The following is a 25,665-nucleotide window of genomic DNA, read 5'->3' as shown; positions in this document are numbered from 1 at the left end:
GTGGTCGGCGCATGCGGCGCCGCCATAGATTCCGTCGGGGAAGTCAGGGTTCGACTCGAGCGTGATTGTCTCATCACCGGTGGCCCGCGGATGAGGCTGGGCTACGGCAGCCGCTCGAGCGACCATCCCGTGCTCAGATCGCGGAGCAGGTCGGGGGCGCGGTGGACGGCTCGCTGCTGGTCGGCGAACTGACGGAACGGCTGGGTGAGCAGCGCGGCGGCCACCCCCGGTCGATCCTCGGCGAGGCGCCGATAGGCGACCGCGATGTCTCCGGCGATGTAGGACCAGCGCGGTCCGCGATCCGCCCAGTTGAAGTCGGGCAGCGGCGCCCGCAGCCGGTAGGTGGCGCCTGCGACCTCGCCGGTGACCGAGACCGGGGCGAACACCCCAGGGGCCAGCGAGCCAGGGACCGAGGGCTTCGCGGCGATGGTCGTCACATAGGTCAGTGCCCGCCCGACGCCGCCGCGCGCCGCCGACGTGGCGTCCCACTGGTCGGCGACGACCTGGTTCTGTTCCCGGTCCGCCATCCGGACCATGGCATCGGCGTAGCCGGCCGGGGTGCCGGAGTAGATGCCCGCCCACGCGGCCCTGGCGTTGTCGTCGAGCAAGCCGGCCGCGTCGAGTTCGTCGACGGCGGCCCGCCCGCCCGCGAGGTACGCCTCGTGCATCGGGACCATGTCGAAGAAGATGTGCTTCTGCATGATCAGCAGGCGCTTCTGGTACCAGTCCAGATCCTGCGCCGTCACGGTCGGGCCGACGGTCGTGAGCACCCGGGCGTCCGGCGGCAGCAGCGTCGTCGCCGCGTCGGGCAGCGCGCCGGTGGCCGCGGCCACCGCGCCGGCGAGGCCGCGGACGGCGTCGACACCGAGCGCCATGCGGCCCATGTCGAGGTCCCAGAAGCCGCCGGTGAAGGACGCGCCCGCCATCCCCGCCATCCCGGCCCAGTACAGCTCGGCGCGGGCGCGTTGGTACCGGCCGTAGTTCTCGTACACCCGGTCCACCAGCGTGGCGTTGGCGGCGAGGCCGGTGTTCGGGTCCCAGGTGGCCAGGTCGATGCCCGCCGACCGGGCGCCGCGGACGAGCCAGTACTGGTGCAGCAGTGCGGAATAGCGGCCGGCAGGCACGCCTGCCGCCCGGGCCTCGCCGAGCGCGTCGCCGAGGACAGCGGGGTCGGTCGGCAGTCGGGGGTCGAGCCCGCCCGCCCGCTCGGCCTTCGCGTTGGCAGGCGCGATGTCGAGCAGGGTGGCGTAGCCGGCGGGCTGGGCGGCTGCCGCTGCAGGCGCGGCCGTGGTGACCGCGGCGAGGCCGAGCGCGAGGAGCACCCCGCGGATCGCGGCGGTGCGAATGGCAGGCGGGCGGATGCAGATCCTCGAGCGCATGCCGGACATCTAACAACATATATTTGATTTCCGGTGGCGATTACGTCCGCCGGTGGGAACCGCCGGACCTCGGCTGACGCGCGGCTGGGATACTAGCTGCGTGGCCGAGAAGAAACCCCGGATTCTGCAGAACAACAAAGACATGATGTGGTCGATCATCCCGTTGGTCCTGTTGTGCCTGATCGTCGCCGGGGTCGCGAGTCGCTGCTCGTTCAGCCCGGGCGGTCCCACCTCCGGGCCGGTGCCGCAGTTCGACGTCGACGCGTCGCTCAAGTACGACGCCGGTGTGCTCGGGTTCCCGGTCCGCGACCCCGCCGTGCCCGAGGACTGGCAGCCGAACTCCGGCAGCCGCGGAGTGGTGGGCGGTGACAGTGGCGGCGACGTGACCACCGTCGGCTACATCACCCCGAAGGGCCGCTACCTGCAGCTGAGTCAGAGCGCGGCGACCGAGGAGGCGCTGGTGCCCTGGGTCGCAGGCGACCTGCGCAGCCCTACGGGTGTCGCCCCGGTCGCGGGTGATCGGTGGGTGGAGTACGCCGAGGAGGGCAGCGAGCCGATCTGGGTGACCGATCTCGGCGATGTCCGGGTCCTCATCAAGGGCAGCGGCACGACCGAGGAGTTCACCGAGCTCGCCACGGCCATCGACGCGGCCCAGCCGCTGACGCCCTGATCAGGGCCCTCCGTCCGGTCCGCTAGACGGCCGAACCGTCGAGCGTGCAGAAGCTGTGGCAGACCCGGTCGCGGACGATCACGTCCGGGCACTCCGGGTCGAACCATCGGTCGACGTACGCCCAGTGCACGGGGTGCGCGAGGTAGGGGCCCATCAGTCCCTGCAGGTCCGTGAACTCCTGTTCCCACACGTGCGTCCACGGCGACGCTCCCTCCGCCCGTGACACCCGGCTGAGCTGCCAGGCTCGGATCGCGGGGACATGGCGGGGCATCCGGAGCAGCTCGTCCTCGAACCGCTCCACCACGGTGTCCGCCGCGCCGGGATCCACCCGCAGCAGCAGCGCGCGGTAGATCCCGCCCTCGGCTCCGACCCCGAGCTGTCCGCGTGGCTCGCCGCGGTATTCGACGCCGTCGACGTGGTCGACGGCCGCGGGATCGAGGAGCGCATCGACGGCGGGTTCGGCCGTGCGCCACCGATCCTCGGCATCGAACTGGAGATGCGCGAGCAGGTCGCCGCCGTTGCGGACCCCGGGCAGTGTCGGCTGGATCAGCACGCGGTGCGCACCCGCCAGGGCCGCGGTGCGGCGCAGGTCGTCGGCCAGCCGCGCCCGGGCGCCCTCATCGACATCGGGGCGGTGGTGAATGAGCTTGGTGATCTTAAACATCGGTCAACCCGTCCACGTCCTGTGCGGCGGAGGCCATCGTGCGGGTGCGCTCGAGCACCAGCTCGTCCATCCGCGTCCACCATTGCCCGAGGGTGGGGTCCGGGCGTCCCTGCCACGTCATCCGCCACCAGCCCTCCGCGCCGTCGAGCGTCCAGGTGACGGTGATCGTGTTCGACTCGTCGTCGAACCAGATCGGCGGACTCACCAGCACGTGCTCGAGGGTCATGCCCCGCCCGCGGGCTCCGGGGGCGTACTCGGCCAGGTATGCGTCGACGAATTCTCGTGCGCGCCCCGGCCTGGTGACCACCCGGTCGATGACGTACACCTTTTCGCCTGCCATGCGCCGAGGCTAGGGAGTCGCCGGTGACGGGGCAGCGGGCGCTCCCGCTCATCGGGAGTTCGTTCAGCGCACGACCGGTACCAGCACCGGGTTGTCGGGGAACAGTGCCCACACTCTTCGCACGATTCGACAGGTTTCGCGCATCGACGCCGCAGACTGTGAGAGGAATCCGGAAGTGTCAATTTCCTCGGAGGCGACATGGACCTGATCTTCACCAACGGAATCGTTGTCACGATGGATGAGGCTCTGCCCGTTGCGGAAGCGCTCGCGGTGCGCGATGGGCGGATCTCGGCGGTGGGGACGGCGGACGAGATCCTCGCGCTGCGGACCGCCGACACGGAGGTGGTCGATCTCGGCGGACGGGCGGTGCTTCCGGGTTTCGTGGAGGCACACGGCCACCCCACCATGGACATGACCCGCTACGCGGAGACCGTCGTCGACATCCGTCCCGTCATCGTTCCGGACGCGGACGCGGTGATCGCCCTCATGCGCGACACCCTGGCGGACACACCCGCGACGGTGCCGCTCGTCTTCAGCGGACTCGACCCGTTGCTCCAATCGGGGTTCCCAGAACCGACCGGGCCCTGGCTCGACGAACTCGCCGGGGAGCGGCCGGTTCTGGTGATGCACAACTCGGGTCACCTCGCGTGGGCGAACACGGCGGCGCTGCGGCTGTCGGGTCTGCCCGAGGATGCGCCGGATCCGACCGGCGCGCATTTCGAGCGTGACGCCGACGGGAAACTGACCGGCAAGGCGTACGAGGTCCCGGCGATCTTCGCCCTCGCGGGCCCCATGCAGAGCCGGGACGTCGACCCGGCGGCACTGTGGCGTGCCGAGTTGCAGGGGCTGGCCGCGCGTGGCATCACCACGATCGCGGACCTCGCGTTCTCACCGCACCAACTGCCGCTGATGCGCGCCCACTACGCGGGCGATCACCCCCTCGTCCGGCTGCGGACGTACGAGATGTCCACCGCCGAAATGCGTTCCGAGTCTTCCCCGGACGACGGTGACGACATGTTCCGGCAGATCGGCATCAAGCTGTGGGTCGACGGGTCGCCATGGGTGGGAAACATCGACACCTCGTTCCCGTACCTCAACACCGACGCCACGCTCAACGTGATCGGCCTCGGACACGACCACCGTGGCCAGGCGAACTACACGGGCGAACAGCTCGCAGCGATCGTCGGCGCGTACTTCCCGCTGGGGTGGCAGATGGCCTGCCACGTCCTCGGCGACCGCGGCGTGGACACGATCCTCGACGTGTACGAGGCCGCGCTGACCGAGCATCCCCGAGCCGACCACCGGTTGCGCCTGGAACACTGCGGGGCGATGACCGCGGCCCAGTTTCGGCGGGCCGCCCGGCTGGGCGTGACCTGCAGCCTGCTCATCGACCACCTCTACTACTGGGGCGATGTGCTCGTCGACGGGCTGTTCGGCGACGAGATCGGCTCGCACTGGATGCGCGCGCGATCCGCCCTCGACGCGGGCATCCGGGTCTCCCTGCACAACGATTCGCCGGTCACGCCGGTCGAGCCGCTGCGCAACATCTCCGTCGCGGTGACCAGGACCAGCCGCACCGGACGGGTCCTCGCGCCGGAGGAGCGCATCACCGTCGAGGAGGCACTGCGCGCCCAGACGCTCTGGCCCGCGCACCAACTCTTCGCCGACGAGATCATCGGGACGCTGGCCCCCGGTAAATATGCCGATCTGGTCGTGCTGTCCGCCGACCCCCGCGCCGTGGAACCCGCCGCGATAGCCGATCTCACGGTGGAGGCGACCTACCTTGCCGGCCGCGCGACCTACTCGGCGGGCGGCTGAGGCCTGCTCCGCGCTAGCGCGGGTCGCCCTCGTCGTCGGCGTGCGAGAGCGCCTTCTCGACCCGGGCCCGCGCCCCCGCGAGGTGCTCCTCGCAGCGCTTGGCCAGCGCCTCGCCGCGCTCCCACAGCGCGAGGGAGTGGTCGAGGTCGAGGCCGCCCTGCTCGAGCATCTTGACCACGTCGGCCAGCTCGTCGCGCGCGGCCTCGTAGCCGAGCTCCGATACCGGTTGGCTCACTGTGCTTCTCCTGACTTGTCCTTGCCCATGACGGCGGCGATGACCGCGCCGTCGGCGACCCGAACCCGCAACTGGGTGCCGGGCGGGGCGTCTTCCACCGAGCGCAGCACCTCCGGATCGGACCCGGGCACCACCTTCTGCACCACCGAGTACCCGCGGGCCAGCGTCGCCGCAGGCCCGAGGGTGGTCAGACGGGCCGCGAGGTGCTCGACGACGGTGGCCTGACCGGCGACCAGCCGGTTGACGTCGCGCCTGCCCGCCTCGCGCAGCCGCGCGATCTCCTCGGCCCGCCGCTCGACGGCGGCGAGCGGGTCGGCGAGCACCGGTCTGCTGCGCAGGTCGGCCAGCGACCGCGCCTCGCGTGCCACCCAGTTCCGCAGTGCGGCCGCGCCGCGCGCCCGAAATTCGGCGACAAGCGCCTGCTCGGCGACCGCGTCGGGGACCACCCGCTTGGCGGCGTCGGTCGGCGTCGCGGCGCGCACGTCCGCGACGTGATCACAGAGCGGGTTGTCCGGTTCGTGGCCGATCGCGCTGACCACCGGGGTGGTGCACGCGGCGATCGCGCGGCACAGGGTCTCGTCGGAGAACGGCAGCAGGTCCTCGACGCTGCCGCCACCGCGGGCAAGGACGATCACCTCCACCGCCGGGTTCGAGTCCAGCTCGGCCAGCGCCGCGACGATCTGCGCGGTTGCCGTCGGACCCTGTACCGCGGTGTTGCGGATCTCGAACTGAACAGCGGGCCAACGCTTTCCGGCGACGCTGAGCACATCACGCTCGGCGGCACTGGCCCGCCCGGTGATCAGGCCGACGGTGTGCGGGAGAAACGGCAGCGGCCGCTTGAGCCGAGGATCGAACAGACCCTCGGCCGCGAGCAGCGCGCGCAGCCGCTCGATCCGGGCGAGCAGCTCGCCGATCCCGACGGCCCGGATCTCGGTGACGCGCAGGGACACCGTGCCGCGCCCCGTGTAGAAGGACAGCTTGCCGAACATCACGACCCGGCTGCCCTCGGTCAGCGGAACCGGGGAGTCGCGGATCAGCGCGGGGGAGCAGGTCACCGACAGCGACATGTCCACGGAGGCGTCGCGCAGCACCAGGAACGCGGTGCGGGTGCCGGGACGGACGTTGATCTGGGTGATCTGGCCCTCGACCCAGATGCTGCCGAGGCGATCGATCCACTGCGAGACCTTGGTCGCGACGGATCGGACCGGCCACGGGTGCTCGGGCGAGTTCGAGGTCGGCGCGCCCGTCTGGCTCGGCTGGACGGAGCTCACTTTGCCTTGGCGCTGGTGATCCGGTTACCGAGCATGGTCTGGAACGGGGCGCGGGCGCGGGCGGCGTTCTCGTAGGCCAGCAGGGCATCGAGCTCCTCGACCGACAACGTCCGCAGCCGCGCCCGGAGCTGGGCGAGCGTCAGGTTGTCGTAGTCGAGGTACTCGGCGATCTCGGGCCGCGTCGCTGCCGGCTTTGCCTTCGTCGACGCGGGCGTGCCGTTGGCGGACTTGTTCGCGGCCGCCTTCTCGGGTGCGGCGCTCGCGGGCGTCGCCGCGGGTGCGTCCGGCTCGGACTCCGGCTGCATCGAGTACAGCGCGAACCGGCCCTGGTTCGTGGGCTTGGCCGCGGCCCCGTCGCCGCCCGACGGCGCGGGCGCGGTGTCCTCGTCGAAGACCGCCCACTCCGGCTGTTCCTCGTCCTGATGGAAGAGCATCGAGAACGCCTGATCGCCCTTGATCGCCAGCGCCGTCATCGACTGCTGGACGCGCATGGTCGTCTGCAGCATGTGGCTGATGGTGGTCATGGGGAGCGCGACCGCGGTGTTCGGCAGCTTCTGCACCTCTTCGACAACCGTGACGGCGATCCCGGCAGCGACCCGCGCAGCGAAAGGGGGACGAATCATGGCCCTAAGACTGCCTGACGAATGCCCCTTTTGGTAGCTGGGCGCGCGGTGTGCCTGATCGGGCGCCCCGTCGAGGCTGCCCGTACCCTGGTGTCATGTCTTCCGCAGTCCCCCTGAACCTGGGCATCGCCCGTTCCAGCGCCCCTGCTCCGGGCGGCTCCGGCAAGCGCGTCCTGCTCGCCGAACCACGCGGATACTGCGCGGGTGTCGACCGCGCGGTCGAGACGGTCGAGCGGGCCCTCGAGAAGCATGGCGCACCGATCTACGTGCGCAAGGAGATCGTGCACAACCGGCACGTGGTCGAGACGCTGTCGGACCGCGGCGTCGTCTTCGTCGACGAGACCGACGAGGTGCCGGAGGGCTCGCTGCTGGTGTTCTCCGCCCACGGGGTGTCGCCTGCCGTGCACGACTCCGCGGCCGAGCGCAACCTCAAGACCATCGACGCGACCTGCCCGCTGGTGACGAAGGTGCACCAGGAGGCCAAGCGGTTCGCGCGGGACGACTACGACATCCTGCTGATCGGGCACGAGGGCCACGAGGAGGTCGAGGGCACCGCGGGCGAGGCCCCGGACCACGTCCAGTTGGTGGATGGACCCGAGTCGGTCGACGCCGTCTCCGTGCGCGACGAGACGAAGGTGATCTGGCTGTCGCAGACCACGCTCAGCGTCGACGAGACGATGGCGACGGTGGCCCGGCTCCGCGAGAAGTTCCCGCTGCTGCAGGACCCGCCGAGCGACGACATCTGCTACGCCACCCAGAACCGGCAGGTCGCGGTGAAGGCGATGGCCCCGGAGTGCGATCTGGTGATCGTGGTCGGGTCGCGGAACTCGTCGAACTCGGTGCGGCTGGTCGAGGTGGCCCTCGGCGCGGGCGCGCGGGCGAGCTACCTGGTCGACTACGCGCGCGAGATCGACACCGCGTGGCTCGACGGCGTCACCACGGTCGGTCTCACCTCGGGGGCCTCGGTGCCGGAGATCCTGGTCAGCGGCGTGATCGAGCTTCTCGCCGAGCACGGATTCCACGATGTGCAGCCGGTGACCACCGCGAACGAGACCCTCGTCTTCTCGCTGCCGCGCGAGCTGCGCAAGCCGAGCAACACCGGTTCCTAGCGCGGGCGGTGACGCCCCGGTCCCGGCCCACATGGAGCCGGTCCTCGGGCGTCAGTACCTGCCGCGCGGCTGATCGTGAGCCGAGTCCTCGCGGTCCCGGTATCGGACCTGCGGGATCGGGTGCACGGGGGTGTACGGGTCGGCGGCGCCGCGAGGGGGCTGCACCCGGGCGGTCGCGGCGGTCGGCGCGCGTTCCGGCCTGCGGCCGGAGTTCCCCTGCGCGGGCGGAGGGGGGACCGGACGACGCTGGACCTGGGTCGGCGCCGGGTCCCGGTACACCGCGCGTCCGGGCTGGGTCTGCGGAGCCCCGTGCGGGCGTTGCGCCGGTGCGGTGCGCTGGGCCGCCGTGCGCGGCTGATCAGTTCGTCGTGCCGCCTGCTGCGGCCGGGTCGCGGGGCGATCGGTGCCGCGGGCGGCGCCTGCCTCCGCGGACCTGCTCTTCGCGCGGGCAGGGGGGCGGACCGCCTGCTGGCCGAGGTAGAGCCGGACCCCGCCGATGATGAGCACGGCGAGGGTGGTGGTCAACATCAGTGGAAAGCGATTGACCAACGGGATCGCCACGTTGAACATCAGATCCTTGAGCCCACCCTTGGATCCCGTGGTCAGGAACTGGTAGGCCAGCGGCACGGCCGCGAACAGGATCAGCGGCGGCTGGACCATCGCGGCGAACAGGCCGCGGCTGCGAACCGCGAGGACCGCGCCGACACAGCCAAGAAAGTAGAAGACGGAGAACGCGGACGTCAGTTCGTTGCCACGGACCGCGTCAATGGCGAATCCAACGAAGGTCGTCGCCACCGCGATGAGAACGGCTGCCGCTGCGGGCACGCCGGGCACAGTGGGGAGAACAGACCGCATCTCGAGCGGCACCCCAGAGCGAGCACGTTGGGTTGCAGACACCCTTAGACACTAGCCGTTCACGATCCGATCGCCTCGTTGGCGCGACCGTTAGTGGGCAAGTTCTCGCCGAGGCCGACGGCCCTCGGCCACGAGTCGATCCGCCCGATCTCGGCGACCTCACCGTCCCCGACCTCCAGTTCGTGGAGCTTGCGGGCGGTCACGATGACCCGCGACTCCATGGATGCGGCCGTCAGATTGAACGAGTCGACGGCCTTGCCCAGTTGGGATCCGAGCCGGTCCAGGTGGCTGCCGACCACCCCGAGCCGGGTGTACAGCTCGCGGCCCAGGCGGTGAATGGTCGCGGCCTCACGGGAGAGCGTCTCCTGCCGCCAGGTGTGCGCGATGGTGCGCAGCAGTGCTACAAGGGTGGTCGGGGTGGCCAGGATCACGTTCTTCGCGAAGGCGTGCTCGAGCAACTCGGCGTCGGCGGTGAGCGCGGCGTCCAGGAACGGGTCGCCGGGGACGAACAGCACCACGAACTCCGGGCTCGGATCGAACGAGGCCCAGTAGGCCTTGGCGGAGAGCTGGTCGACGTGTGTGCGCAGCTGTCGGGCGTGCCGGGTGAGGTGACCGTCCCTGATGCGGGGATCCTCTTCCTGTGCCGCGTCCAGGTACGCGGCGAGGGGAACCTTGGCGTCGACCACGATCTGCTTGCCGCCTGCCAGCCGGACCAGCAGGTCCGGTCGGACGCCCTCGCCACTGACCTGGGTGTCGAAGTCGCAGTGTTTGACCATTCCCGCCAGCTCGACCACCCGCTCGAGCTGGATCTCACCCCAACGGCCACGGATCTGCGGGGCGCGCAGCGCGGTGACGAGCTGGCCGGTCTGGGTGGTGAGCAGCTGGGAGGCGCGATGCATGCCCGCGACCTGTTCGGACAGCCCCGCGTACGCGTGCACCCGGCTGCGTTCGACCTGCTGGACCTGGTTTGCGAGCGCGTCGACCGCGTCGTGCAGTGGGCCGACCAGGTGGGAGACCTGTTCGCCGACCGCGCCCGACGTGCGCCGAGCCGAGTCCTCGTTCACCGCGGCGAGGGACTGTCGCAGCGTCCTCTCGTTCTCGCGCAGCGCCGCGAGCTGGGCCTCGGCCCGCGCCGCGTGCTGGCCGGACCGGGAGGCGTGCCAGAGCCAGCCGACGGCGATGCCGAGGCCGAGCGCGACGAGCAGTCCGAAGGCGGTGACGGGGTCCATGGGGCAGATGGTGCACGAGGGCACCGACACGCTCCGCCCTGGAGTGACCTCGGGCGCCCCTCGTGCCTGTGCTCGGCGCGCGTCACCGATCGTGTCGGCGCCGTGATCTACGGTCGGCGCATGCGAATCCTGCACACCTCCGATTGGCACATCGGGCGCACCTTCCACGGCGTGGACCTGCTCGCCGATCAGGCGAGCGCGCTCGAGGCCATCGCGGCCCTTGTCGCGGAGAACGAGGTGGACGTGGTCGTCGTCCCCGGCGACGTGTATGACCGCGCGATCCCCAGCGCGGATGCGGTGACGGTGTGCAACAACGGTTTCGAGGCCATCCGTGCGGCGGGAGCGGTGATCGTCGCCACCTCCGGCAATCACGACTCCCCGGCGCGGCTCGGCGCGGGCTCGGCGTTCTCGGCCGCTGGCGGACTGCACCTGATGACGCGGGTCTCCGAGGTGGACCGTCCGGTGCTGCTCGAGGACGAGCACGGCGAGGTCGCCTTCTACGGCCTGCCGTACCTCGAGCCCGAGACCACGCGGGCGGAGCTCGGCGTGCCGACTGCGCGCTCGCACGCCGAGATCCTGGATGCGGCGATGGCGCGCGTCCGTGCGGATCTCGGGGGCCGCGCCGTCGACGGCAGCCGGCCGCGTGCGGTCCTGCTCGCGCACGCCTTCGTGGTCGGGGCCGAGGCGACCGGCTCTGAACGATCCATCTCGGTCGGCGGGGTCGAGACGGTCTCGGCCTCCGCGTTCGACGGCGTCGATTATGTGGCGCTCGGGCACCTGCATTCGCCGCAGACCCTCACCGATCGGGTGCGCTATTCCGGGTCGCCGCTGCCGTATTCGTTCGGCGAGCGGACCCACCGCAAGGCGGTGTGGATCGCCGATCTGGACGCCGCGGGTCTCGCGGAGGTGCGCCGCGTCGACCTGCCGGTGGTGCGCGGGCTGAGCCAGCTGACCGGCACCGTGGACGAGCTGCTCGACGACGAACGGTTCACCGCCGACGAGGACAACTACGTCTCGGCGATCCTCACCGATCCGGTCCGGCCGGAGGACCCGATGCGCACCCTGCAGACCCGGTTCCCGCACATGGTGCACCTCGAATGGCAGCGACCCGAGGGCAGCGCGAACCTGCACTACGGGGAGCGCGTTCGCGGGCGCAGCGACCTGCAGATCGCCACCAGCTTCCTCACCGATATGCGGGGCGAGCCGACGGCGAGCGAACTGCGCCTGGTCGAGCGCGCGCTGAGCGCCGCGGTCCGCGAGAACGAGCTCGGCGAACCGGCGGCCCTGGAAGAGATCGCGTGAGGCTGCACAGTCTGGAGGTCTCGGCGTTCGGGCCGTTCGGCGACACCGCGACGGTGGACTTCGACGCCCTCGGCGCGGATGGCCTGTTCCTGCTGCACGGCCAGACCGGCGCGGGCAAGACCACGATCCTCGACGCGGTGGCCTTCGCGCTGTACGGCACAGTCCCTGGTGCCCGGCAGCAGGGCAAGCGACTGCTCTCGGATCACGCCGCCGCGGGTTCGGTGCCGAAGGTGGTGCTGGAGGCGACGATCGGAGGCCGCAGGCTCCGCCTGACCCGCAGCCCCGAATACGAACGGGCAAAACTCCGTGGCACCGGTACCACCAAGGAGAACGCGAAGGCGACGCTCACCTGGCTGGACGGTCACGGTCAGAACCTGACCCGCCTCGACGAGATCGGCGAGGAGATCGGCCGGCTGCTCGGCATGAGCGCGGACCAGTTCTTCCAGGTGGTGCTGCTCCCGCAGGGGGAGTTCGCGCGATTCTTGCGCGCGGACACCGACGAGCGGGGTGACCTGCTGGAGCGGCTGTTCGACACCACCCGGTTCGGCACGGTCGAGGACTGGTTCGCCGAACGCAGGCGCGAGAGCGCGGCGACGCTGGAATCCGGACGCAAGTCCGTTGACCTGATGCTCGCTCGCGTCTCCACGGCGGCGGGCATCGAAGCGGGCGCCGACGCCGATCCACTGACATGGGCGCACAAGTTGCGGGCCGACGCGGAGGAGGCCAGGGACACCGCCACCGCGGAACTCGTCGCGGCCAGGGCGGTCGCCGCGCGGGCCACCGCCACGCTCGCCGAGGTGACCCGGATCCGGGGCCTGCAGCAGCGGGCCGCGAAGGCAGCGGCGGAGCTACGCACCCACGCCGAGGGCGCGGACGAGCGGGCAGCGCAGACCGAGGAACTCGCCAGGGCGGTGCGGGCCGCGCCGATCGCCGAGATCCGTGTCGAGGCCGCCGCGGCGGCGGAAACCGCTGCGCGGGAACTGAAGCTGATGGAGACCCTGGCCGGAGGTGTCGGCGCGGTCGACGAGGGCAGGGCGCTGCTGGAGCGGCTGTCCTGGCCCGAGGTCGCCGAGGACCGCGGCGTCATCGCCGCGACGATCCGCGGCTGGACCGACGAGGTCGCGCGGCTCGACGACCTCATCGCCGAATCGCTGGTCGCCGACGCCCTGCAGGAGACCGTGGACCGGCTCGGCGAGCGGCGCCGCGAGCTCGCCTCCGCCGCAGCGGAACTCGAGCTCCGTCGGACCGCGCTGCCCGAGCAGCTACGCGCCGCCGAGGGCGATCTCGCCGCGGCGCGGCAGGCGGTCGCGGCGCTGCCCGCCCTCGACGAGGCGCGGGGCAGGGCCGCCGACGTGCAGGGCGCCGCCGTCGCCCTCGCACAGCAGCGACAGCTCCGGGCGGACGCCGCGGACCAGCTGTCGGCGGCGCGGGGCCGACACCAGGACGCGCGCGGCGAGCTGCTCGACCTTCGCGAACGCCGCCTCGCAGGCATGGCGGCCGAGCTCGCGGCCGGACTCGCCGACGGCGAACCGTGTGTGGTATGCGGTTCGGCCGAGCACCCGAACCCGGCCGAGCCGTCGGAGACGATGGTGACCAGGTCCGACGAGGACGCCGCCCGAGTGTCGGAGCAGCGATTCGCCCAGGAGGTCGATGTCGCGACCGATCGCCTCGCGAAGATCGATCAGGCCATCGAGGTCCTGCTCGAGCGGGGCGGCGACCGCGACCGGGATCGGCTCGCGGCAGAACTGTCGGCGGCCACCCAGGCGCACGCGGCCGCGCAGGCGTCGGCAGCGCGTGAGCAGGCGCTCTCCGATCGCCTGTCCGGGCTGCGAGCCGAACAGGAAGGCCTGCAGGAACGTTCACGCGTCGCCACGGCCGAACTCGCGACCCTCGACGAGCGGATCGCGGGGTCGGTGCATCAGCTGGAGACCATCAGCAAGCGGATCGCGGAGGCCTCGGGCGTCGACGAGAGCCCGCAGGCGCGCCGCGACCGGCTCGACGCGCTCGCGGCGGCGGTGTCGCGACTGCGAGACCTGCGCGCGCAGGTCACCGCCGCGCAGGAGAGCGCGGAGGCGTTGTCCGCGAAGGTCGCCAGGGCGGCGGCCGAGGCCGGGTTCGAGTCGGTGGACGAGGCGGCCACGGCCACCAGGGACGAGCGTCGGGTGGCGGCGATCGAGGCCGCGCTCGAGCAGGCGCGGGATCAGCGGGTGCGGGCCGAATCGGTCCTTGCTGAGGCGGAGGTGGCCGCCGTCGCCGGGATGGACCCCGTCGACCCGTCGGTCGCCGAGTCCGAGGTCGAGGGTGCGAACGCGGTGGTGAACTCGGCGATCGCCGTCGCGTCGGAGGCCGACCGCAGGCTGGCGGACCTCGAACGGCTTGTCGCGCAGCTGGCGAAGGAGGTCGGCGCGCTGGCCCCGATGCAGGAGCGGCACGCGGAACTGGCGGGCCTGGCCGAGGTGATCGCCGGGCGGGGACAGAATGCCCGCAAGATGTCGCTGCGGTCCTATGTCCTCGCCGCCAGGCTCGAGGAGGTCGCGATCGCCGCCTCGACCAGGCTGCGCCGGATGTCCGGTGGCCGTTACGAATTCGTGCACGCGGACGGGGCAGGGCCGCGCGGCAAGCGGGGCGGGCTCGGCCTGGACATCCGCGACGACTACACCGGGGTGGTGCGCTCGGCGAAGACCCTCTCGGGCGGCGAATCATTCCTCGCATCGCTGTCGCTGGCGTTGGGTCTGGCCGACGTCGTCGCCGCGGAGTCGGGAGGCCTTGTGCTCGACACCATGTTCATCGACGAGGGATTCGGCACCCTCGACTCCGACGCGCTGGAGTCGGTGATGGGGGTCCTCGACGAGCTCCGTGCGGGCGGACGGGTGGTCGGCATCGTCAGCCATGTCGACGAGATGCGGCAGCGGATCCCGAGCCGGCTGCACGTGATCCGCGGGCGGGCCGGGTCGAGCGTGGAGGTCGTCGCGGGATAGTGCGGGCCGGGCGCGCCTGCGTCAGTCCGCGGTCGCGAGATCGCCTGGCTCGGCGGCGGGCACCGCCTCGCTCACCACCTCGGTCTCGGTCCCGGCGTCGGGGTCCCGATCGTCCAGCTTCAGGTCGACCTGCTCGCCGATGTAGCGGATCACCACGGCCACCACGGCCGCGACCGGGACGGCGAGGAACGCGCCGACGATCCCGAACATGGAGCCGCCCGCGGTCACCGCCAGCAGCACGATCACCGCGTGCAGCTTCATGGTGCGGCTCTGTAGCACCGGCTGGAGCACGTTGCCCTCGAGCTGCTGCACCGCGATCACGATGACCAGGACGATCAGCGCGGTCGTCCAGCCCTTCGCGACGAGCGCGACCAGGACGGCGAGGGCGCCCGCCACGAAGGCACCGACGATCGGGATGAAACCGGCGATGAAGGTGAGCAGGGCGAGCATCGGGGCCAGCGGCACGCCCAGGATGATCAGGCCGAGGCCGATGAAGAAGGCGTCGACGAAGCTGACCAGCGCCTGGGTGCGGATGAATCCGCCGAGGGTGTCCCAGATCCGGACGGACACCTCCTCGAAGTGCCGTCCGGCGCGACCGCCGGTGACGCTGTGCAGCCACGGCAGGAAGCGTGGCCCGTCCTTGATGAAGAAGAACGCGAGCACCAGCACCAGCGTGAGCGTCACGAGCATGGAACCGGCCGCGCTGACGCCGCTGAACACGCCGGTCGCGATGGCCTGAGCACTGGTCTGCAATTTGTGGATGATCGCCTGGACCGCGGAGTCGATCTGATCGTCCTGCAGGTTGATCGGCGGGCCCTTGATCCACTCCTGCACCTGCGTGATGCCCTGGCTGGCCTTGTTCGCGAGCTCGGGCGCCTGGTCGACCACCGAGGGCACGATCAGCGCGATGATCCCGCCGAAGAAGCCGAGGAACGCGATCAGGGTGATGCCTGCCGCCGCCCCAGGGGGCACGCCGCGAGAGGTCATCGCGCGGGTGGGCGGCCACAACACCGTCGAGACCACGATCGCCAGCAGAACCGGCAGGACCGCGACCCACAGGACGCCGAGCAGGGTCCACACCACCCAGCCGCCCGCGGCGATGAGCACCAGGCACAGCGACCACTTGGCGAGCCACATGCCGCCCATGCCGAGTATCTCGCCGCGGTCGCGGGGGTGGTGCTGACGCGGCTCGGTCGGCGGCGCGGTGGGCTGATCGCTCACGGTCGGTCCTTCCTGGCGGTGATGGACCGAATCTACCGTGCGTGCTCCTCGTGTGAGATCAGCCAGCGCTTGGCGGGCAGGCCCCAGCGGAACCCGCCGAGCGTGCCGTCGGTGCGCAGCACCCGGTGGCAGGGCACGAACAGCGCGGCGGCGTTGCGGGCGCAGGCCGACGCCGCTCCGCGCACCGCGGCGGGACGTCCTGAGCGGCCGGCGAACTCGGTGTAGGTGATCGGGTCCCCGGCGGGCACGGTGCGCAGTACATCCCAGGCGTGCACCAGGAATTCGCCCGACTGCTGCCGGACGGTGATCGAATCGATGCTGGTCAGTTCGCCGCGGTGGTAGTCGGCGACGGCGCGGGTGACGGCGCCGAGATCGCAGAGCCGGGTGAGCGCGGTGGGACGCAGGCTCGGGTGGATCAGTGCCCGCAGCTCCTCGGGGTCGTCCGTCCATCCCGACGCCAGAACCGCGCCGTCGTCGTCGACGAGGGTGGTGAACGGGCCGATCGGGGTCGTGGTGGTGGCGTACTGGGCGATCATTTCTTGTCCTCCGTATCGGGGGTCGGTGTGGGATCGAGCGCACCGCGTGCGGCAAGTGCGTTACGCCACAGGTGCATTGATGCGTACGAGCGCCAGGGGGTCCAGCGCGAGGAGTCGGTCAGGTCGGCGCCCATCGCCTGTGCGCCCTGGCGGACGACGAGGTCCGTGTCGAGCAGCACGTCGGGGTCCGCGAGGGTGCGCATCACCACGTAGTCGGCCGTCCACGGTCCGATGCCCTTGTACGACAACAGATCCGCGCGCAGATCCTCGGCGGTGCGGCCTGCGTGCAGGGTCAGGGTGCCCGCGGCGAGCGCCTCAGCGACCCCGATGACGGCGTCGATCCGGCGGGCGGGACCGGTGAGCACCTCGCGGCCGCGCGCGGCGATGACGTCGGTGCCGGGGAAGCTGTGGGTCAGGTGCGGGTCGTCGACCGGGGCGCCGAGCGCGGCCACCAGGCGGGCGGTCTGGGTGGACGCCGCGGCCAGTGAGATCTGTTGCCCGATCATCGTGCGCAGCAGGAGTTCGTCCGCGTCGATGCTGCCCGGTACCCGGATGCCGGGGGCTGCCCGGACGCTCGTCGCCAGCGCGGGATCCACGGCGAGGGCGCCGTCCACCGCCTCGGGGTCCGCGTCCAGGTCCAGGAGATGTCGCAGTCTGGCGACGGCGGGCGCGAGGTCGCGCATGTCCCGCAGGGTGAGCTCGGCCCGCACGTACTCGGGCAGGACACACAGCGCGACCACCCCGCAGCCGCGGGGGAGTCGGAGCGTTCGCCGGTACTCGCCGTCGGACCAGCGCTCCATGCCTGTGACGGCGTGCCCGGACAGGAACCAGGCCAGCCAGCCGGCGTCGAGGGGTTTGCGGTAGGGCAGTCGCAACGACACCGTGCCCTTGGCGGGCGGTGCGTCGGCGAGCTTGGCGGCCTCGGTGCGCATCGTCGAGGGGGCAACCGCGAACACCTCGCGGACCGTGTCGTTGAACTGCCGGATGCTCGAGAATCCCGCGGCGAAGGCGATGTCCGACATCGGCATGGCCGTGGTCTGGATCAGCAATCGGGCGGTGTGCGCGCGATGTGCCCGGGCGAGGGCGAGCGGTCCTGCGCCGAGTTCCGCGGTCAACGCCCTGGTGAGGTGCCGCGACGAGTACCCGAGGGAGGCGGACAGCGATTCCACCCCGCCGCGCTCGACGGCACCGTCGGAGATCAGCCGCATTGCGCGGGCTGCGAGATCCGAGCGCACGTTCCACAGCGGCGAACCGGGCGCGGCGTCGGGCAGGCACCGGCGGCAGGCGCGGTACCCGGCCTGCTGGGCGGCGGCCGCGGTCGGCAGAAAGCTGACGTTGCCCGGCTTCGGAGTGATCGCCGGGCAGGAGGGCCTGCAGTAGATGCCCGTGGTCCGCACCGCGGTGATGAACTGCCCGTCGAAGCGGGCGTCGCGGGAGGACACGGCGCGGTAGCAGCGGTCGAAGTCGAGATGCGTTGCGGTCACAGTCACCACTGTGGCAGCGCGCCCGCGGCCGCGCTAGCGGAAATCGGACATCACTGTCTGGCGTCGAGTGTGCACCTGGGGTCGCATCGTCCGAGAGCGAGCGACATTCCCCCGAGCACTTCGTGCAGGGAGGTGCCCCAGGTGCACACTCGACGGATCAGGCGCCGCGGGTACGGACCTCGTAGTCGCCGGTGGCGCATCCGGTCATCAGCGAGCCCTCGCCGAGCGGAGTGAAGGCGACGTCCTCGACCCCGACCGTGTCGACGGCCGAGGCGCCTGCGTCGACCCGGTTGGGGAACCAGACCTCGAGACTGCAGCTGCCCTCGCCCGCGGTGCCGGTCAGCTCCAGCCGATTTCCCTCGGCCGCGAGGTGGGTGATCCGTCCGGGCGCGTATCGCGGGTAGGCGCGGGTGATCTGGTCCAGCAGCGCGGTGTTCCGCGGGGCGTCCTCCCCGGTGCTGCACAGCACCGGCATCAGCCCGTTGCCCAGTTCCTGGATGCCGTTCTGCGGGTCCCCGCAGGCCTGCTTCCACACCCAGTAGGTGCCGCCCTGGATGTGCGCGTCCTGCTCCTGTGCGAAGCGGGCGGCCTTGTCGACGAGTCCGTCGCCCCAGTAGCCGTACTCACCGGTCCAGACCGGGATGTCGCCGTACTTGTGCGCCACTCGGTCGGCGAGGGTGAAGCCCCGTTCGATGCTGACGATCGTCGGCAGGCCGAGCGAGGCGTCCATCGTGATGGACTCGGCGTAGAGATGCGGGGAGAAGACGATGTTGGTGTCGTCGGTGAAGCCGGCCGGGGGGCCGCTGTCGAACCCGAGGCCGGACCACAGGATGCTCGGCTCGAAGTAGACGATCTGCTCGGCGCCCGCCTCACGGATGGCGTCGATGGTCCGGTCGTAGAAGCGGCCGAGCAGCAGCGACGAGGTGAGCGGCGCGGTCTCGCCGAAGTTCGGTTCGTTCAGCAGGTCGTACCCGGCGACGGCATCCTCGTCCTTGAACTCGCCCGCGAGCATCGCCCAGGCCTGGACCAGCTGTTCCTGCACGCCGTCGGTGTCGTAGTAGAAGTTGTTGAACGCGCGGCCGCCGGCGGGCGAGATGTCGCGCCCGGTGAACTGGCAGCGCGGTGCGCCGTCGGTGATCGTGGCCCACTCGGGCGCGCCGTCGTAGCCCCACATGGGCGAGGTGCCCGGCCTGCAGCTGACGTCATCGGGGGATGGGGCGTTCGACCAGCCGTCCTGATGCATGTCGAGCACGGTGTAGAGGCCGTGCGCCTTGGCCTGCGCGACGGCGACCCGGATCTGGTCGACATAGGCCTCGTCGTAGCGGCCGCGTTCCGGCTCGAGGGCGGACCAGGACAGCGCGAGCCGGACCACGTTGAACCCGTGATCGGCGATACCGGCGAAGTCCGCGTCGGTCAGGGGCAGGGTCGAGGGGACCTCGGGCCGCGGCGCGTAGAAGTCGACGAGCTGGTTGACGTTGACGCCGCGCAGCAGCACCTCGCGGCCGGCCGCATCGGCGATGACCTCACCCGAGACACTCAGGGGCAGCAGGGTTCCCGCCTCGACGGAGTCGAGGGGCGCAGGCGACACGGGCTGCGCATCGGGGCGTGCCAGGAACGGGACGGTCACCGCGACGGCGGCCAACGTCACCGCTCCCGCCCGCAGGGCCGGGCGGGGGATCGGCGACGGCTGGGTCGCCTGCCGCCGCGACCAGACCGCCGCGAGTCCGACGATCCATCCCGTGCAGGCGCCGTAGGCGACGCCGTCCGCGAGCCGGATGTACCCGCCCATCAGCGGCCAGAGGTCGCCCGCGAAACCGTCGTCGGAGACCATCCCGACGATCGATGCGGCGACGGCGAGCAGCGCGCCCGCGCCCATCGCCGCGAACCATCCGGCGAGGAAGGTGGCCGCGGTCCCGCCCGTCACCCGGCGGCCGAGCACCCGCTGGCAGCCGATGGCGCCGAGGACGAGTACGGCGATCCCGCCGACGGTCGCGAGTACGCCGTTGAGGACGTTGGGCGCCGGCATCCACCGGTCGTAGGGGGCGCCCGCCCACCACTGTCCCGCCAGGAGCGGGGCGACGGCGCCGAAGATCAGCGCTCCTGCCCACACCGACGGCGCGTCGTCCGATGCGTCGGCCACGCTGCGGCGGCGGCCCGCGATCGCGACGATGCCCGCGACGATCAGTCCGGCGGGAATCGCCTTTGCGAGGGCGAACCCGCTGCCCCACGCCGCGGTCCCGAGGTCGCCCACCGCCACCAACGACATCGCGAACTTCGCCAGGAGCACGGCGAGCACGACGCTTACTGTGGTGGCCGCGAACAGCCAGCGGGACCCGGCGATCGACCGAACCGCCCACCAGGTGACGCCGAGCAGCACCGGCAGGTAGACGACGAACGGCGCGATTTGCCAGGGCGCCCGGATCGGCCACAGGTCCGCGCCGGTCCAGCCGAGCAGGCTCAGCAGGCCGCTCGGATCCGCGGCGGCCTGGACGATCACCAGCACACCCAGGGCCAGGGTCGCGATCCAGGCAAGGCGATTCGAAGACATCCGACACATTCCGTTCACTCAGGAGTTCTCGGAATCCTAAGTGCCTGCGCTTCTGCTCGCGCCCGAAACTGGACGATTGTCCGAATCGCGGGACCGGTTCCTCGCCGAGCGTGCACCTGCCGTCGCTTCGGCCCAGGAGGGACGGCAACAACTGCACGCTCGGCGGTCAGTAGCAGCGGGCACCGGCGTGGAGTAAGGCCCCCGAGGGGCCGGTCCGCCGAAAACGCCCAGAGCCTCGCAGAACGTGAACTAGTCTCGGAAAACCTACTTCGCGGTATGTTCCGACACCGGGAGAGCTATGAGTGCTCGCATCGCCCGCGCACCGTCGCGGTCCTCCGTTCTCCGGAGGTGCCTGCCCGCGCTGGCCGCCGTCGTGCTGGGGCTGGTGGTGGCGGGACCGAGCGCGCCTGCGCCCGCCGCCGCGTCCGAGGCGGACACCTACCTGAACCTGCCCCTGATCAACCGCGATGCCGCGCACGGACCGGGCGGGGTGAACCCGGCGCTGCCAACCGATCGCGGCGTGCTCGCACGGCTGCTCGACCAGGCCAGGGCCTCCGATGCGGCGCCGACCTCGTATGCCGCGCTGCTCTACCAGTACTGGCTCGCCGACGTCACCGCCGAGGCCGGCATCGACCTGGCGCGGTGGGATCCCCGCACCGGGGTCGAGACGAACCGGGAGAACCTGATCCGGTCGTACCGGTACTACGAGCACCTGCAGCTGCAGCACCGCGAGTTGCAGTGGGCGGGCATGGCCGGGCAGGTCGGCGCCGACTTCGGCGGCGGGCTCATCGATTTCGAGCTGATCACCAACATCTACGACTTTCCACAGCTGCAACAGACCACGCGCGCCATCGTCGCGACGGCGACCGACGTGGCGGGACCGCAGATCGTCGACCGGCTCCCGAAGGGGTTGCGCGCGTTGGCAGGGGCAGGCACCACGGTCACCGGCGACGACCTGCACCACATCCTGGGCATGATCCTGGTGATGCAGAAGAACATCTTCTCGGATCTGATGCCGATGCACCGCGCGTACGTCACCGAGGGCCTGCCTGCTCTCGAGGAGATGCGCGCGGCGGGGCTGTTCAGGCAGGACGTGATGGACGCGTGGCGCGACATCGCCTCGACGGATGCGGACCGGATCGCCCGTGGCAACGTGGCCCTGCTGCGTCGCGAACAGGGTGTGATCATCCGGGAACAATGGGACGACGTGCGGGCCTACAAGGGCGACGTCGGCGAGGCCGTCAGCTACCTGTCCACGGTCGCGGGGTCACCCTCGGTGGCAGGCGTGCTGCCGCCGCGCTCGTTCCGTCCCATCGAGATTGCCACCACCCTGCCCGACGGCCGGACCGCCACCTTCACGACGCCGCTGCCGAGCTGGAACTGGTCGGTCTACGAGGAGCGGTGGGACTACATCACCACCCAGTTGCTGCCCAGGTACAAGGCGACGGTGGAAGACGACTGGCTGCGGCTCGAGGCGGAGCTCCGCACCCCGTACGAGATCCAGATCGAGAGCCACCGGCCGTTGATGAACATTCCGCAGATCCTGCAATCGGCCCTCCAGAACACGAAAGTGACGGTGTCCTGATGTCGACCGATCCGCGCCACCCTCGCCCCCGCATCGGCGGGGCGCACTCGCTCTCGGCAGCCGCCGCGGCCGTCCTGCTCGCGATCCTGTCGCCGGGTGTCGGTGCGGCGCAGGCACCCCCGCCGCCCGTCGCGGTCGACACGCCCGCGCTGCAGGGCGAGGTGTTCAATCCGTTCGTCGAGGGCGCGTTCGAGGGCGGGGAGTTCGGCACCCGCGACGAGATCCTCGGCGCGCTGCGGCCGAACGATCCGTTCTACGTCGAGCCGCCGCTCACCGGTGCCGAGAAGCCGGGCACCCTCCTCAAGGCCAAGCGGGTCGAGGTGATGTTCACCGGCTTCAAGCCGGCAAACCTCGAGGCGTACAAGATCATGTACGTCACCACGGGGAACGACGGGGTGACCCCGACGATCAGCACCGGGTTCGTGATGATCCCGATCGACGGCGTGCCCGCGTCGGAGAAGAAGGTCATCGGGTACCAGGAGGCCAACGACAGCGTCGGCGCCTACTGTCACCCCAGCACGCAGTGGACGGGCGGTGACCCCCTCGACGGCGCCTCGTGGTCCGCGCTCGGGCCGCTGGCGCTGATGTTCGGCAAGGGGTACGCCGTCGTGATCTCCGATGTCGGCAACGATGCCGACCCCGATCCGCACGGCGTCTTCGCGGCGAAGTTCGCAGGCCATGCCCAGCTCGACGCGCTGCGCGCGGCCACCGCGGGCGGCGGGACGGGGCTGAGCCCGCAGGCCCCCATCGCGCTGTTCGGTGTCGCGGGCGGCGGCGTCGGCGCGGCCTCCGCGGCGGAGATGCAGGCCGGCTACGCACCCGAGCTGAACGTCAAATCGACTGTCCTCGAGGGCATGGTCATCGATCAGCGGAACTTCATGCGGACCGCGGACGGCTCGGTCGGATCGGGCTTCGCCTTCGCGACCCTGCTCGGGCTCGAGCCCTGGTATCCGGAGATGCGGATCAACGACAAGCTCAACCCGGTGGGCAGGGCGCTGGCGGACGAGTACCGCGTGCAGTGTCAGATGCCGTCCTACTTCACGGCTCCCTTCGTGCCGCTCCGGCTGCTGTTCTCCAGCGGTCAGAGTCCCGCCGACATCCCCGAGTTCCAGCATGTCTACGACGACAACAGGCTCGGCGGCCAGGCGCCGAGATCTAAGGTGCTGATCTCCTCGTGTGGCAAGGACGACTCGCCCATGTCCCTTGTGCCCGCACAGGATTCCCGTGACCTCGCGGCCCGCTACCGGGCCGGTGGTACCGACGTCACCTATGCGCCGAGCGACTGCAACCTGAACCGGCTGTTCGCCGACCCCTACGGGTGGGGGACCGACCTGTTCGGCATGCAGACGATCGACTGGATCGACAGGAACTTCGCGGACTGAGGCGCGGCGCCGGCCGCGCGGTCAGAATCGGGCGGCGTCCGCGTCGATCCAGTCGCTGCGCCAGCCCGCGGGCGGGTCCTCGAGCAACTCGCCCGACTGCAGCCACTCATAAAGATCCGCATAGGTTTTCGTGGTGAACGCGTCGACGCGCCGATTGAGCATGGACGGCCGCAGCTCGTCGAAGCCGTCCAGGCCCATCGAGGCGATCAGCTGCTTCGCGCTGGCCACCGTCGACTTCTGGAACCGGTACACCCGGGCCGACTTGTCCGGCACGTCGATCGACTTCGAACGGGAGCGGTCCTGCGTCGCGACCCCGACCGGGCAGTGGTTGGTGTGGCAGGCCTGGGCCTGGATGCAGCCGACCGCGAACATCATCGCTCGGGCCGCCAAGGTGAAGTCGGCGCCCTGGATGATGCGCTTGACGATGTCGGTGCCGCTGGCGACCTTGCCGGAGGCGCCGACCCTGATCCGGTCACGCAGGCCCGCGCCGACCAGTGCGTTGTGCACGAGCATCAGGCCCTCGGTCAGCGGCATGCCCATGTGATCCTCGAATTCGACGGGGGCGGCGCCGGTTCCGCCCTCCGAGCCGTCCACGATGATGAAGTCCGGCGAGGTCCCGGCTTCCAGCATGGCCTTGCAGATGCCGAGGAACTCCGAGCGCGAGCCAACACAGAGCTTGAACCCGACGGGCTTGCCTCCGGAGAGGCTACGCAGCGTCGTGATGAACTCGATCAGCCCGGCGGGGGTGTCGAAGGCGCTGTGTGCGGGCGGCGAGATCACGGTGACCCCCACCGGGACGCCGCGGGTGTCGGCGATCTCCTGGCTCACCTTCGCGCCCGGCAGCACGCCGCCCAGGCCGGGCTTGGCGCCCTGGGACAGCTTGATCGAGATCGCCTTGACCTGGGGGTCGACGGCCTTACCTGCGAAGACCTGCGGATCGAATCGTCCGTCCGCCGTGCGACATCCGAAGTAGCCGGAGCCGATCTCCCAGATCAGGTCGCCGCCGTGCTTGCGGTGGTAGGGGCTGATGCCACCCTCGCCGGTGTCGTGGGCGAATCCGCCGCGTGCGGCGCCAGCGTTCATCGCCTCGACCGCGTTGGCGGACAGCGAGCCGAAGCTCATCGCGGAGACGTTGAGCAGCGCGATGTCGTACGGCTGGGTGCAGTCGGGCCCGCCGAGCCGCACCGTCGGGGTCGCCTCGGGGGCGTGCCGTGCCCGCAGCGAGTGCGCCATGAACTCGTACCCGGGCGCGTGTACGTCGCGTTCGGTGCCGAAGGGCTCGTCGTCCTTGGTGCCCTTGGCGCGTTCGTACACGAGATCGCGGGTCTCACGATCGAACGGCGTTCCATCGGTGGATGATTCGATGAAGTACTGCTGGATCTCGGGGCGGATCTTCTCGAGCATGAACCGGGCGTGCCCGAGGATGGGGTAGTTGCGCAGGATGCTGTGCCGGCGCTGGAGTAGATCCCAGGTGCCAAGGCCCGCGAGCGCCACGAGGATGGCGGCGAGAATCGCGATGACGACCCGCCATCCGGATCCCATGCCGAGGGCGAGCGCCAGTGCCGCGAGTCCGGCGAGCCACACTCCGGCAACGATCAGCCATCTCACCACGGTGCATCCTTTTCGCGTCACGTCCATTGCCGGTCGGGTCGACCGAGTGTTGCACCCGGCGTGCGGGGCGCCGAAAACGACACGGCGGCCCCGGAAATGAGATCCGGGACCGCCGTGTCGGGTGGAGCGGGTGTACTACGCCGGGATGGTCAGAACCTGGCCGACGTTGATGGCGTCCGGGTTCGGGATGCCGTTGGCGTCGGCGATGCGCTGGTACTGGTTGCCGTCGCCGTAGAAGTGGGTGGCGAGGTCCCAGAGGGTGTCGCCGGGGGCGACGGTGTGAGTGCGCGGGGCCGGGGGCGCCGGCGGGGCCTCGGCGGCGGCCGGGGCGACGGGGGCGGGCTCGGGCTCCGGCTCGGCCACGACCTCGACGGCAGTGTCCGAGGCCCAGACGGCCTTGTCGCCCGCGTACAGCACCACGTTGCGGTCGTCCTGGACGACCAGCTTGACGTCGGAGTTACCCGAGGTCTCGGAGGCCCACACGGCGTCGTTGCCTTCGGTGTACAGCACGAAGTTGCCGTCGTCCTGCAGGTCGGCCTTGACTGCGCTCTTGCCGTTGGTCTTGCTGGCCCACACAGCGTTGCCGCCCTCGCTGAGCACGAGGTTGCCGTCGTCCTGCAGCGTCAGCGCGTAGGCGCCGTTGTTGGAGGTGATCGACTGTCCGGCCGTGAGGCTCGAACCGGCCTGCAAGGTGTCCGCCACGTTGTTCCCCTTTCAGAGGTGATCGTCGGTGAAGCGCTTGTAGTGCTGATCCACACGGGGACCGCATGATCCAGCCCTCGGCGTGCTCACAGAGCGTACGCGGCGCGAAAGAGTTTCGCTGGG

At 70.8% G+C, this 25,665-nt stretch carries 21 protein-coding genes; 7 read left to right on the top strand and 14 right to left on the bottom strand.

The genetic code is table 11. The features are described 5' to 3' along the window. Positions 1–101 precede the first annotated feature (101 nt). On the bottom strand, positions 102–1,379 hold the full coding sequence (locus JOE46_RS11525; RefSeq protein ID WP_209927250.1) for a hypothetical protein: 1,278 nt from the start codon (positions 1,377–1,379) through the stop codon (positions 102–104). 100 nt (positions 1,380–1,479) lie between these two features. Here JOE46_RS11525 and JOE46_RS11520 point away from each other — a divergent pair, with 100 nt between their 5' ends. Beyond that, positions 1,480–2,049 (top strand): DUF4245 domain-containing protein, encoded by a 570-nt coding sequence (locus JOE46_RS11520; RefSeq protein ID WP_097212365.1) that lies wholly within the window; start codon positions 1,480–1,482, stop codon positions 2,047–2,049. 22 nt (positions 2,050–2,071) lie between these two features. On the opposite strand, the gene JOE46_RS11515 is transcribed toward JOE46_RS11520, so the two are convergent. After that, positions 2,072–2,713 carry a Dabb family protein gene (locus JOE46_RS11515; RefSeq protein WP_209927248.1) on the bottom strand — a complete coding sequence of 214 codons (642 nt, stop codon included), beginning with the start codon at positions 2,711–2,713 and terminating at the stop codon, positions 2,072–2,074. Beyond that, positions 2,706–3,053 (bottom strand): hypothetical protein, encoded by a 348-nt coding sequence (locus tag JOE46_RS11510; protein WP_209927247.1) that lies wholly within the window; start codon positions 3,051–3,053, stop codon positions 2,706–2,708. The genes JOE46_RS11515 and JOE46_RS11510 overlap by 8 nt, the downstream gene beginning before the upstream one ends. A gap of 198 nt (positions 3,054–3,251) precedes the next feature. On the opposite strand from JOE46_RS11510, the gene JOE46_RS11505 reads away from it, so the two are divergent. Next, positions 3,252–4,871: an amidohydrolase gene (locus JOE46_RS11505; RefSeq protein ID WP_097212368.1), complete on the top strand. Its 1,620-nt coding sequence runs from the start codon at positions 3,252–3,254 to the stop codon at positions 4,869–4,871. A 13-nt stretch (positions 4,872–4,884) separates the two neighbouring features. Here JOE46_RS11505 and JOE46_RS11500 read toward each other — a convergent pair whose 3' ends face one another. From JOE46_RS11500 to JOE46_RS11490, 3 genes are read right to left on the bottom strand one after another with little or no spacing between them, the layout of a single operon-like run. Beyond that, complete coding sequence (locus JOE46_RS11500) at positions 4,885–5,106, bottom strand: exodeoxyribonuclease VII small subunit (RefSeq protein ID WP_037176321.1); 222 nt, start codon at positions 5,104–5,106, stop codon at positions 4,885–4,887. Next, the gene (gene xseA / locus JOE46_RS11495) at positions 5,103–6,377 is read right to left on the bottom strand and encodes an exodeoxyribonuclease VII large subunit (protein ID WP_077042538.1); all 1,275 of its coding nucleotides are present in this window, start codon (positions 6,375–6,377) and stop codon (positions 5,103–5,105) included. The genes JOE46_RS11500 and xseA overlap by 4 nt, the downstream gene beginning before the upstream one ends. Beyond that, positions 6,374–7,000 (bottom strand): lipid droplet-associated protein, encoded by a 627-nt coding sequence (locus JOE46_RS11490; RefSeq protein WP_097212369.1) that lies wholly within the window; start codon positions 6,998–7,000, stop codon positions 6,374–6,376. The genes xseA and JOE46_RS11490 overlap by 4 nt, the downstream gene beginning before the upstream one ends. Before the next feature lie 95 nt (positions 7,001–7,095). Here JOE46_RS11490 and JOE46_RS11485 point away from each other — a divergent pair, with 95 nt between their 5' ends. Next, positions 7,096–8,109 carry a 4-hydroxy-3-methylbut-2-enyl diphosphate reductase gene (locus JOE46_RS11485; protein WP_209927245.1) on the top strand — a complete coding sequence of 338 codons (1,014 nt, stop codon included), beginning with the start codon at positions 7,096–7,098 and terminating at the stop codon, positions 8,107–8,109. A gap of 51 nt (positions 8,110–8,160) precedes the next feature. Here JOE46_RS11485 and JOE46_RS11480 read toward each other — a convergent pair whose 3' ends face one another. Continuing rightward, a complete protein-coding gene (locus tag JOE46_RS11480) occupies positions 8,161–8,934 on the bottom strand; it encodes a DUF6542 domain-containing protein (protein ID WP_307861279.1) in 774 nt (257 codons plus the stop codon). Between the two features lie 89 nt (positions 8,935–9,023). Beyond that, positions 9,024–10,193, bottom strand: a complete 1,170-nt coding sequence (locus tag JOE46_RS11475; protein WP_097212372.1) for a DNA recombination protein RmuC — start codon at positions 10,191–10,193, stop codon at positions 9,024–9,026. A gap of 120 nt (positions 10,194–10,313) precedes the next feature. Between JOE46_RS11475 and JOE46_RS11470 the strand changes: the two genes are divergently transcribed. Then, positions 10,314–11,495 (top strand): exonuclease SbcCD subunit D, encoded by a 1,182-nt coding sequence (locus JOE46_RS11470; RefSeq protein WP_097212423.1) that lies wholly within the window; start codon positions 10,314–10,316, stop codon positions 11,493–11,495. Next, positions 11,492–14,473 carry an AAA family ATPase gene (locus JOE46_RS11465; protein ID WP_209927243.1) on the top strand — a complete coding sequence of 994 codons (2,982 nt, stop codon included), beginning with the start codon at positions 11,492–11,494 and terminating at the stop codon, positions 14,471–14,473. The genes JOE46_RS11470 and JOE46_RS11465 overlap by 4 nt, the downstream gene beginning before the upstream one ends. Before the next feature lie 21 nt (positions 14,474–14,494). Here JOE46_RS11465 and JOE46_RS11460 read toward each other — a convergent pair whose 3' ends face one another. From JOE46_RS11460 to JOE46_RS11445, 4 genes are all read right to left on the bottom strand, one after another. Then, on the bottom strand, positions 14,495–15,619 hold the full coding sequence (locus tag JOE46_RS11460) for an AI-2E family transporter (RefSeq protein WP_179800597.1): 1,125 nt from the start codon (positions 15,617–15,619) through the stop codon (positions 14,495–14,497). Between the two features lie 107 nt (positions 15,620–15,726). Further along, positions 15,727–16,230 (bottom strand): methylated-DNA--[protein]-cysteine S-methyltransferase, encoded by a 504-nt coding sequence (locus tag JOE46_RS11455; RefSeq protein ID WP_245221028.1) that lies wholly within the window; start codon positions 16,228–16,230, stop codon positions 15,727–15,729. Beyond that, positions 16,227–17,714 carry an AlkA N-terminal domain-containing protein gene (locus tag JOE46_RS11450; RefSeq protein ID WP_307861278.1) on the bottom strand — a complete coding sequence of 496 codons (1,488 nt, stop codon included), beginning with the start codon at positions 17,712–17,714 and terminating at the stop codon, positions 16,227–16,229. The genes JOE46_RS11455 and JOE46_RS11450 overlap by 4 nt, the downstream gene beginning before the upstream one ends. A 157-nt stretch (positions 17,715–17,871) precedes the next feature. Then, a complete protein-coding gene (locus JOE46_RS11445; protein WP_209927241.1) occupies positions 17,872–20,262 on the bottom strand; it encodes a cellulase family glycosylhydrolase in 2,391 nt (796 codons plus the stop codon). A 298-nt stretch (positions 20,263–20,560) separates the two neighbouring features. On the opposite strand from JOE46_RS11445, the gene JOE46_RS11440 reads away from it, so the two are divergent. Together JOE46_RS11440 and JOE46_RS11435 are read left to right on the top strand one after the other, a co-directional pair. After that, positions 20,561–21,847, top strand: coding sequence for a hypothetical protein (locus JOE46_RS11440; protein WP_245221027.1), 1,287 nt, complete (start codon positions 20,561–20,563; stop codon positions 21,845–21,847). Further along, the gene (locus tag JOE46_RS11435) at positions 21,847–23,229 is read left to right on the top strand and encodes a lipase family protein (RefSeq protein WP_209927240.1); all 1,383 of its coding nucleotides are present in this window, start codon (positions 21,847–21,849) and stop codon (positions 23,227–23,229) included. Before JOE46_RS11440 ends, JOE46_RS11435 begins: the two co-directional genes overlap by 1 nt. Positions 23,230–23,250: 21 nt before the next feature. Here the strand turns inward: JOE46_RS11435 and JOE46_RS11430 are convergent, their stop codons facing one another. Further along, entirely contained in the window at positions 23,251–24,840 is a 1,590-nt protein-coding gene (locus JOE46_RS11430) for an FMN-binding glutamate synthase family protein (protein ID WP_097212378.1), read from the bottom strand. 135 nt (positions 24,841–24,975) lie between these two features. Beyond that, positions 24,976–25,542: a LysM peptidoglycan-binding domain-containing protein gene (locus JOE46_RS11425; RefSeq protein WP_077042527.1), complete on the bottom strand. Its 567-nt coding sequence runs from the start codon at positions 25,540–25,542 to the stop codon at positions 24,976–24,978. Positions 25,543–25,665: the final 123 nt, after the last annotated feature.

Origin of the sequence: Rhodococcus sp. PvR099 (assembly GCF_017833315.1) — a bacterium.
GTDB classification, from domain to species: Bacteria; Actinomycetota; Actinomycetes; order Mycobacteriales; family Mycobacteriaceae; genus Rhodococcus_G; species Rhodococcus_G oryzae.
This window is presented reverse-complemented; position numbering and strand designations above follow the sequence as displayed.

Excerpts from the sequence above, each read along its gene's own strand:
- JOE46_RS11525 (WP_209927250.1), bottom strand. The coding sequence starts at position 1,379 with ATGCGCTCGAGGATCTGCATCCGCCCGCCTGCCATTCGCACCGCCGCG.
- JOE46_RS11515 (WP_209927248.1), bottom strand. The coding sequence starts at position 2,713 with ATGTTTAAGATCACCAAGCTCATTCACCACCGCCCCGATGTCGATGAG.
- JOE46_RS11510 (WP_209927247.1), bottom strand. The coding sequence starts at position 3,053 with ATGGCAGGCGAAAAGGTGTACGTCATCGACCGGGTGGTCACCAGGCCG.
- JOE46_RS11505 (WP_097212368.1), top strand. The coding sequence starts at position 3,252 with ATGGACCTGATCTTCACCAACGGAATCGTTGTCACGATGGATGAGGCT.
- JOE46_RS11490 (WP_097212369.1), bottom strand. The coding sequence starts at position 7,000 with ATGATTCGTCCCCCTTTCGCTGCGCGGGTCGCTGCCGGGATCGCCGTC.
- JOE46_RS11485 (WP_209927245.1), top strand. The coding sequence starts at position 7,096 with ATGTCTTCCGCAGTCCCCCTGAACCTGGGCATCGCCCGTTCCAGCGCC.
- JOE46_RS11475 (WP_097212372.1), bottom strand. The coding sequence starts at position 10,193 with ATGGACCCCGTCACCGCCTTCGGACTGCTCGTCGCGCTCGGCCTCGGC.
- JOE46_RS11470 (WP_097212423.1), top strand. The coding sequence starts at position 10,314 with ATGCGAATCCTGCACACCTCCGATTGGCACATCGGGCGCACCTTCCAC.
- JOE46_RS11460 (WP_179800597.1), bottom strand. The coding sequence starts at position 15,619 with ATGGGCGGCATGTGGCTCGCCAAGTGGTCGCTGTGCCTGGTGCTCATC.
- JOE46_RS11455 (WP_245221028.1), bottom strand. The coding sequence starts at position 16,230 with ATGATCGCCCAGTACGCCACCACCACGACCCCGATCGGCCCGTTCACC.
- JOE46_RS11445 (WP_209927241.1), bottom strand. The coding sequence starts at position 20,262 with ATGTCTTCGAATCGCCTTGCCTGGATCGCGACCCTGGCCCTGGGTGTG.
- JOE46_RS11440 (WP_245221027.1), top strand. The coding sequence starts at position 20,561 with ATGAGTGCTCGCATCGCCCGCGCACCGTCGCGGTCCTCCGTTCTCCGG.
- JOE46_RS11435 (WP_209927240.1), top strand. The coding sequence starts at position 21,847 with ATGTCGACCGATCCGCGCCACCCTCGCCCCCGCATCGGCGGGGCGCAC.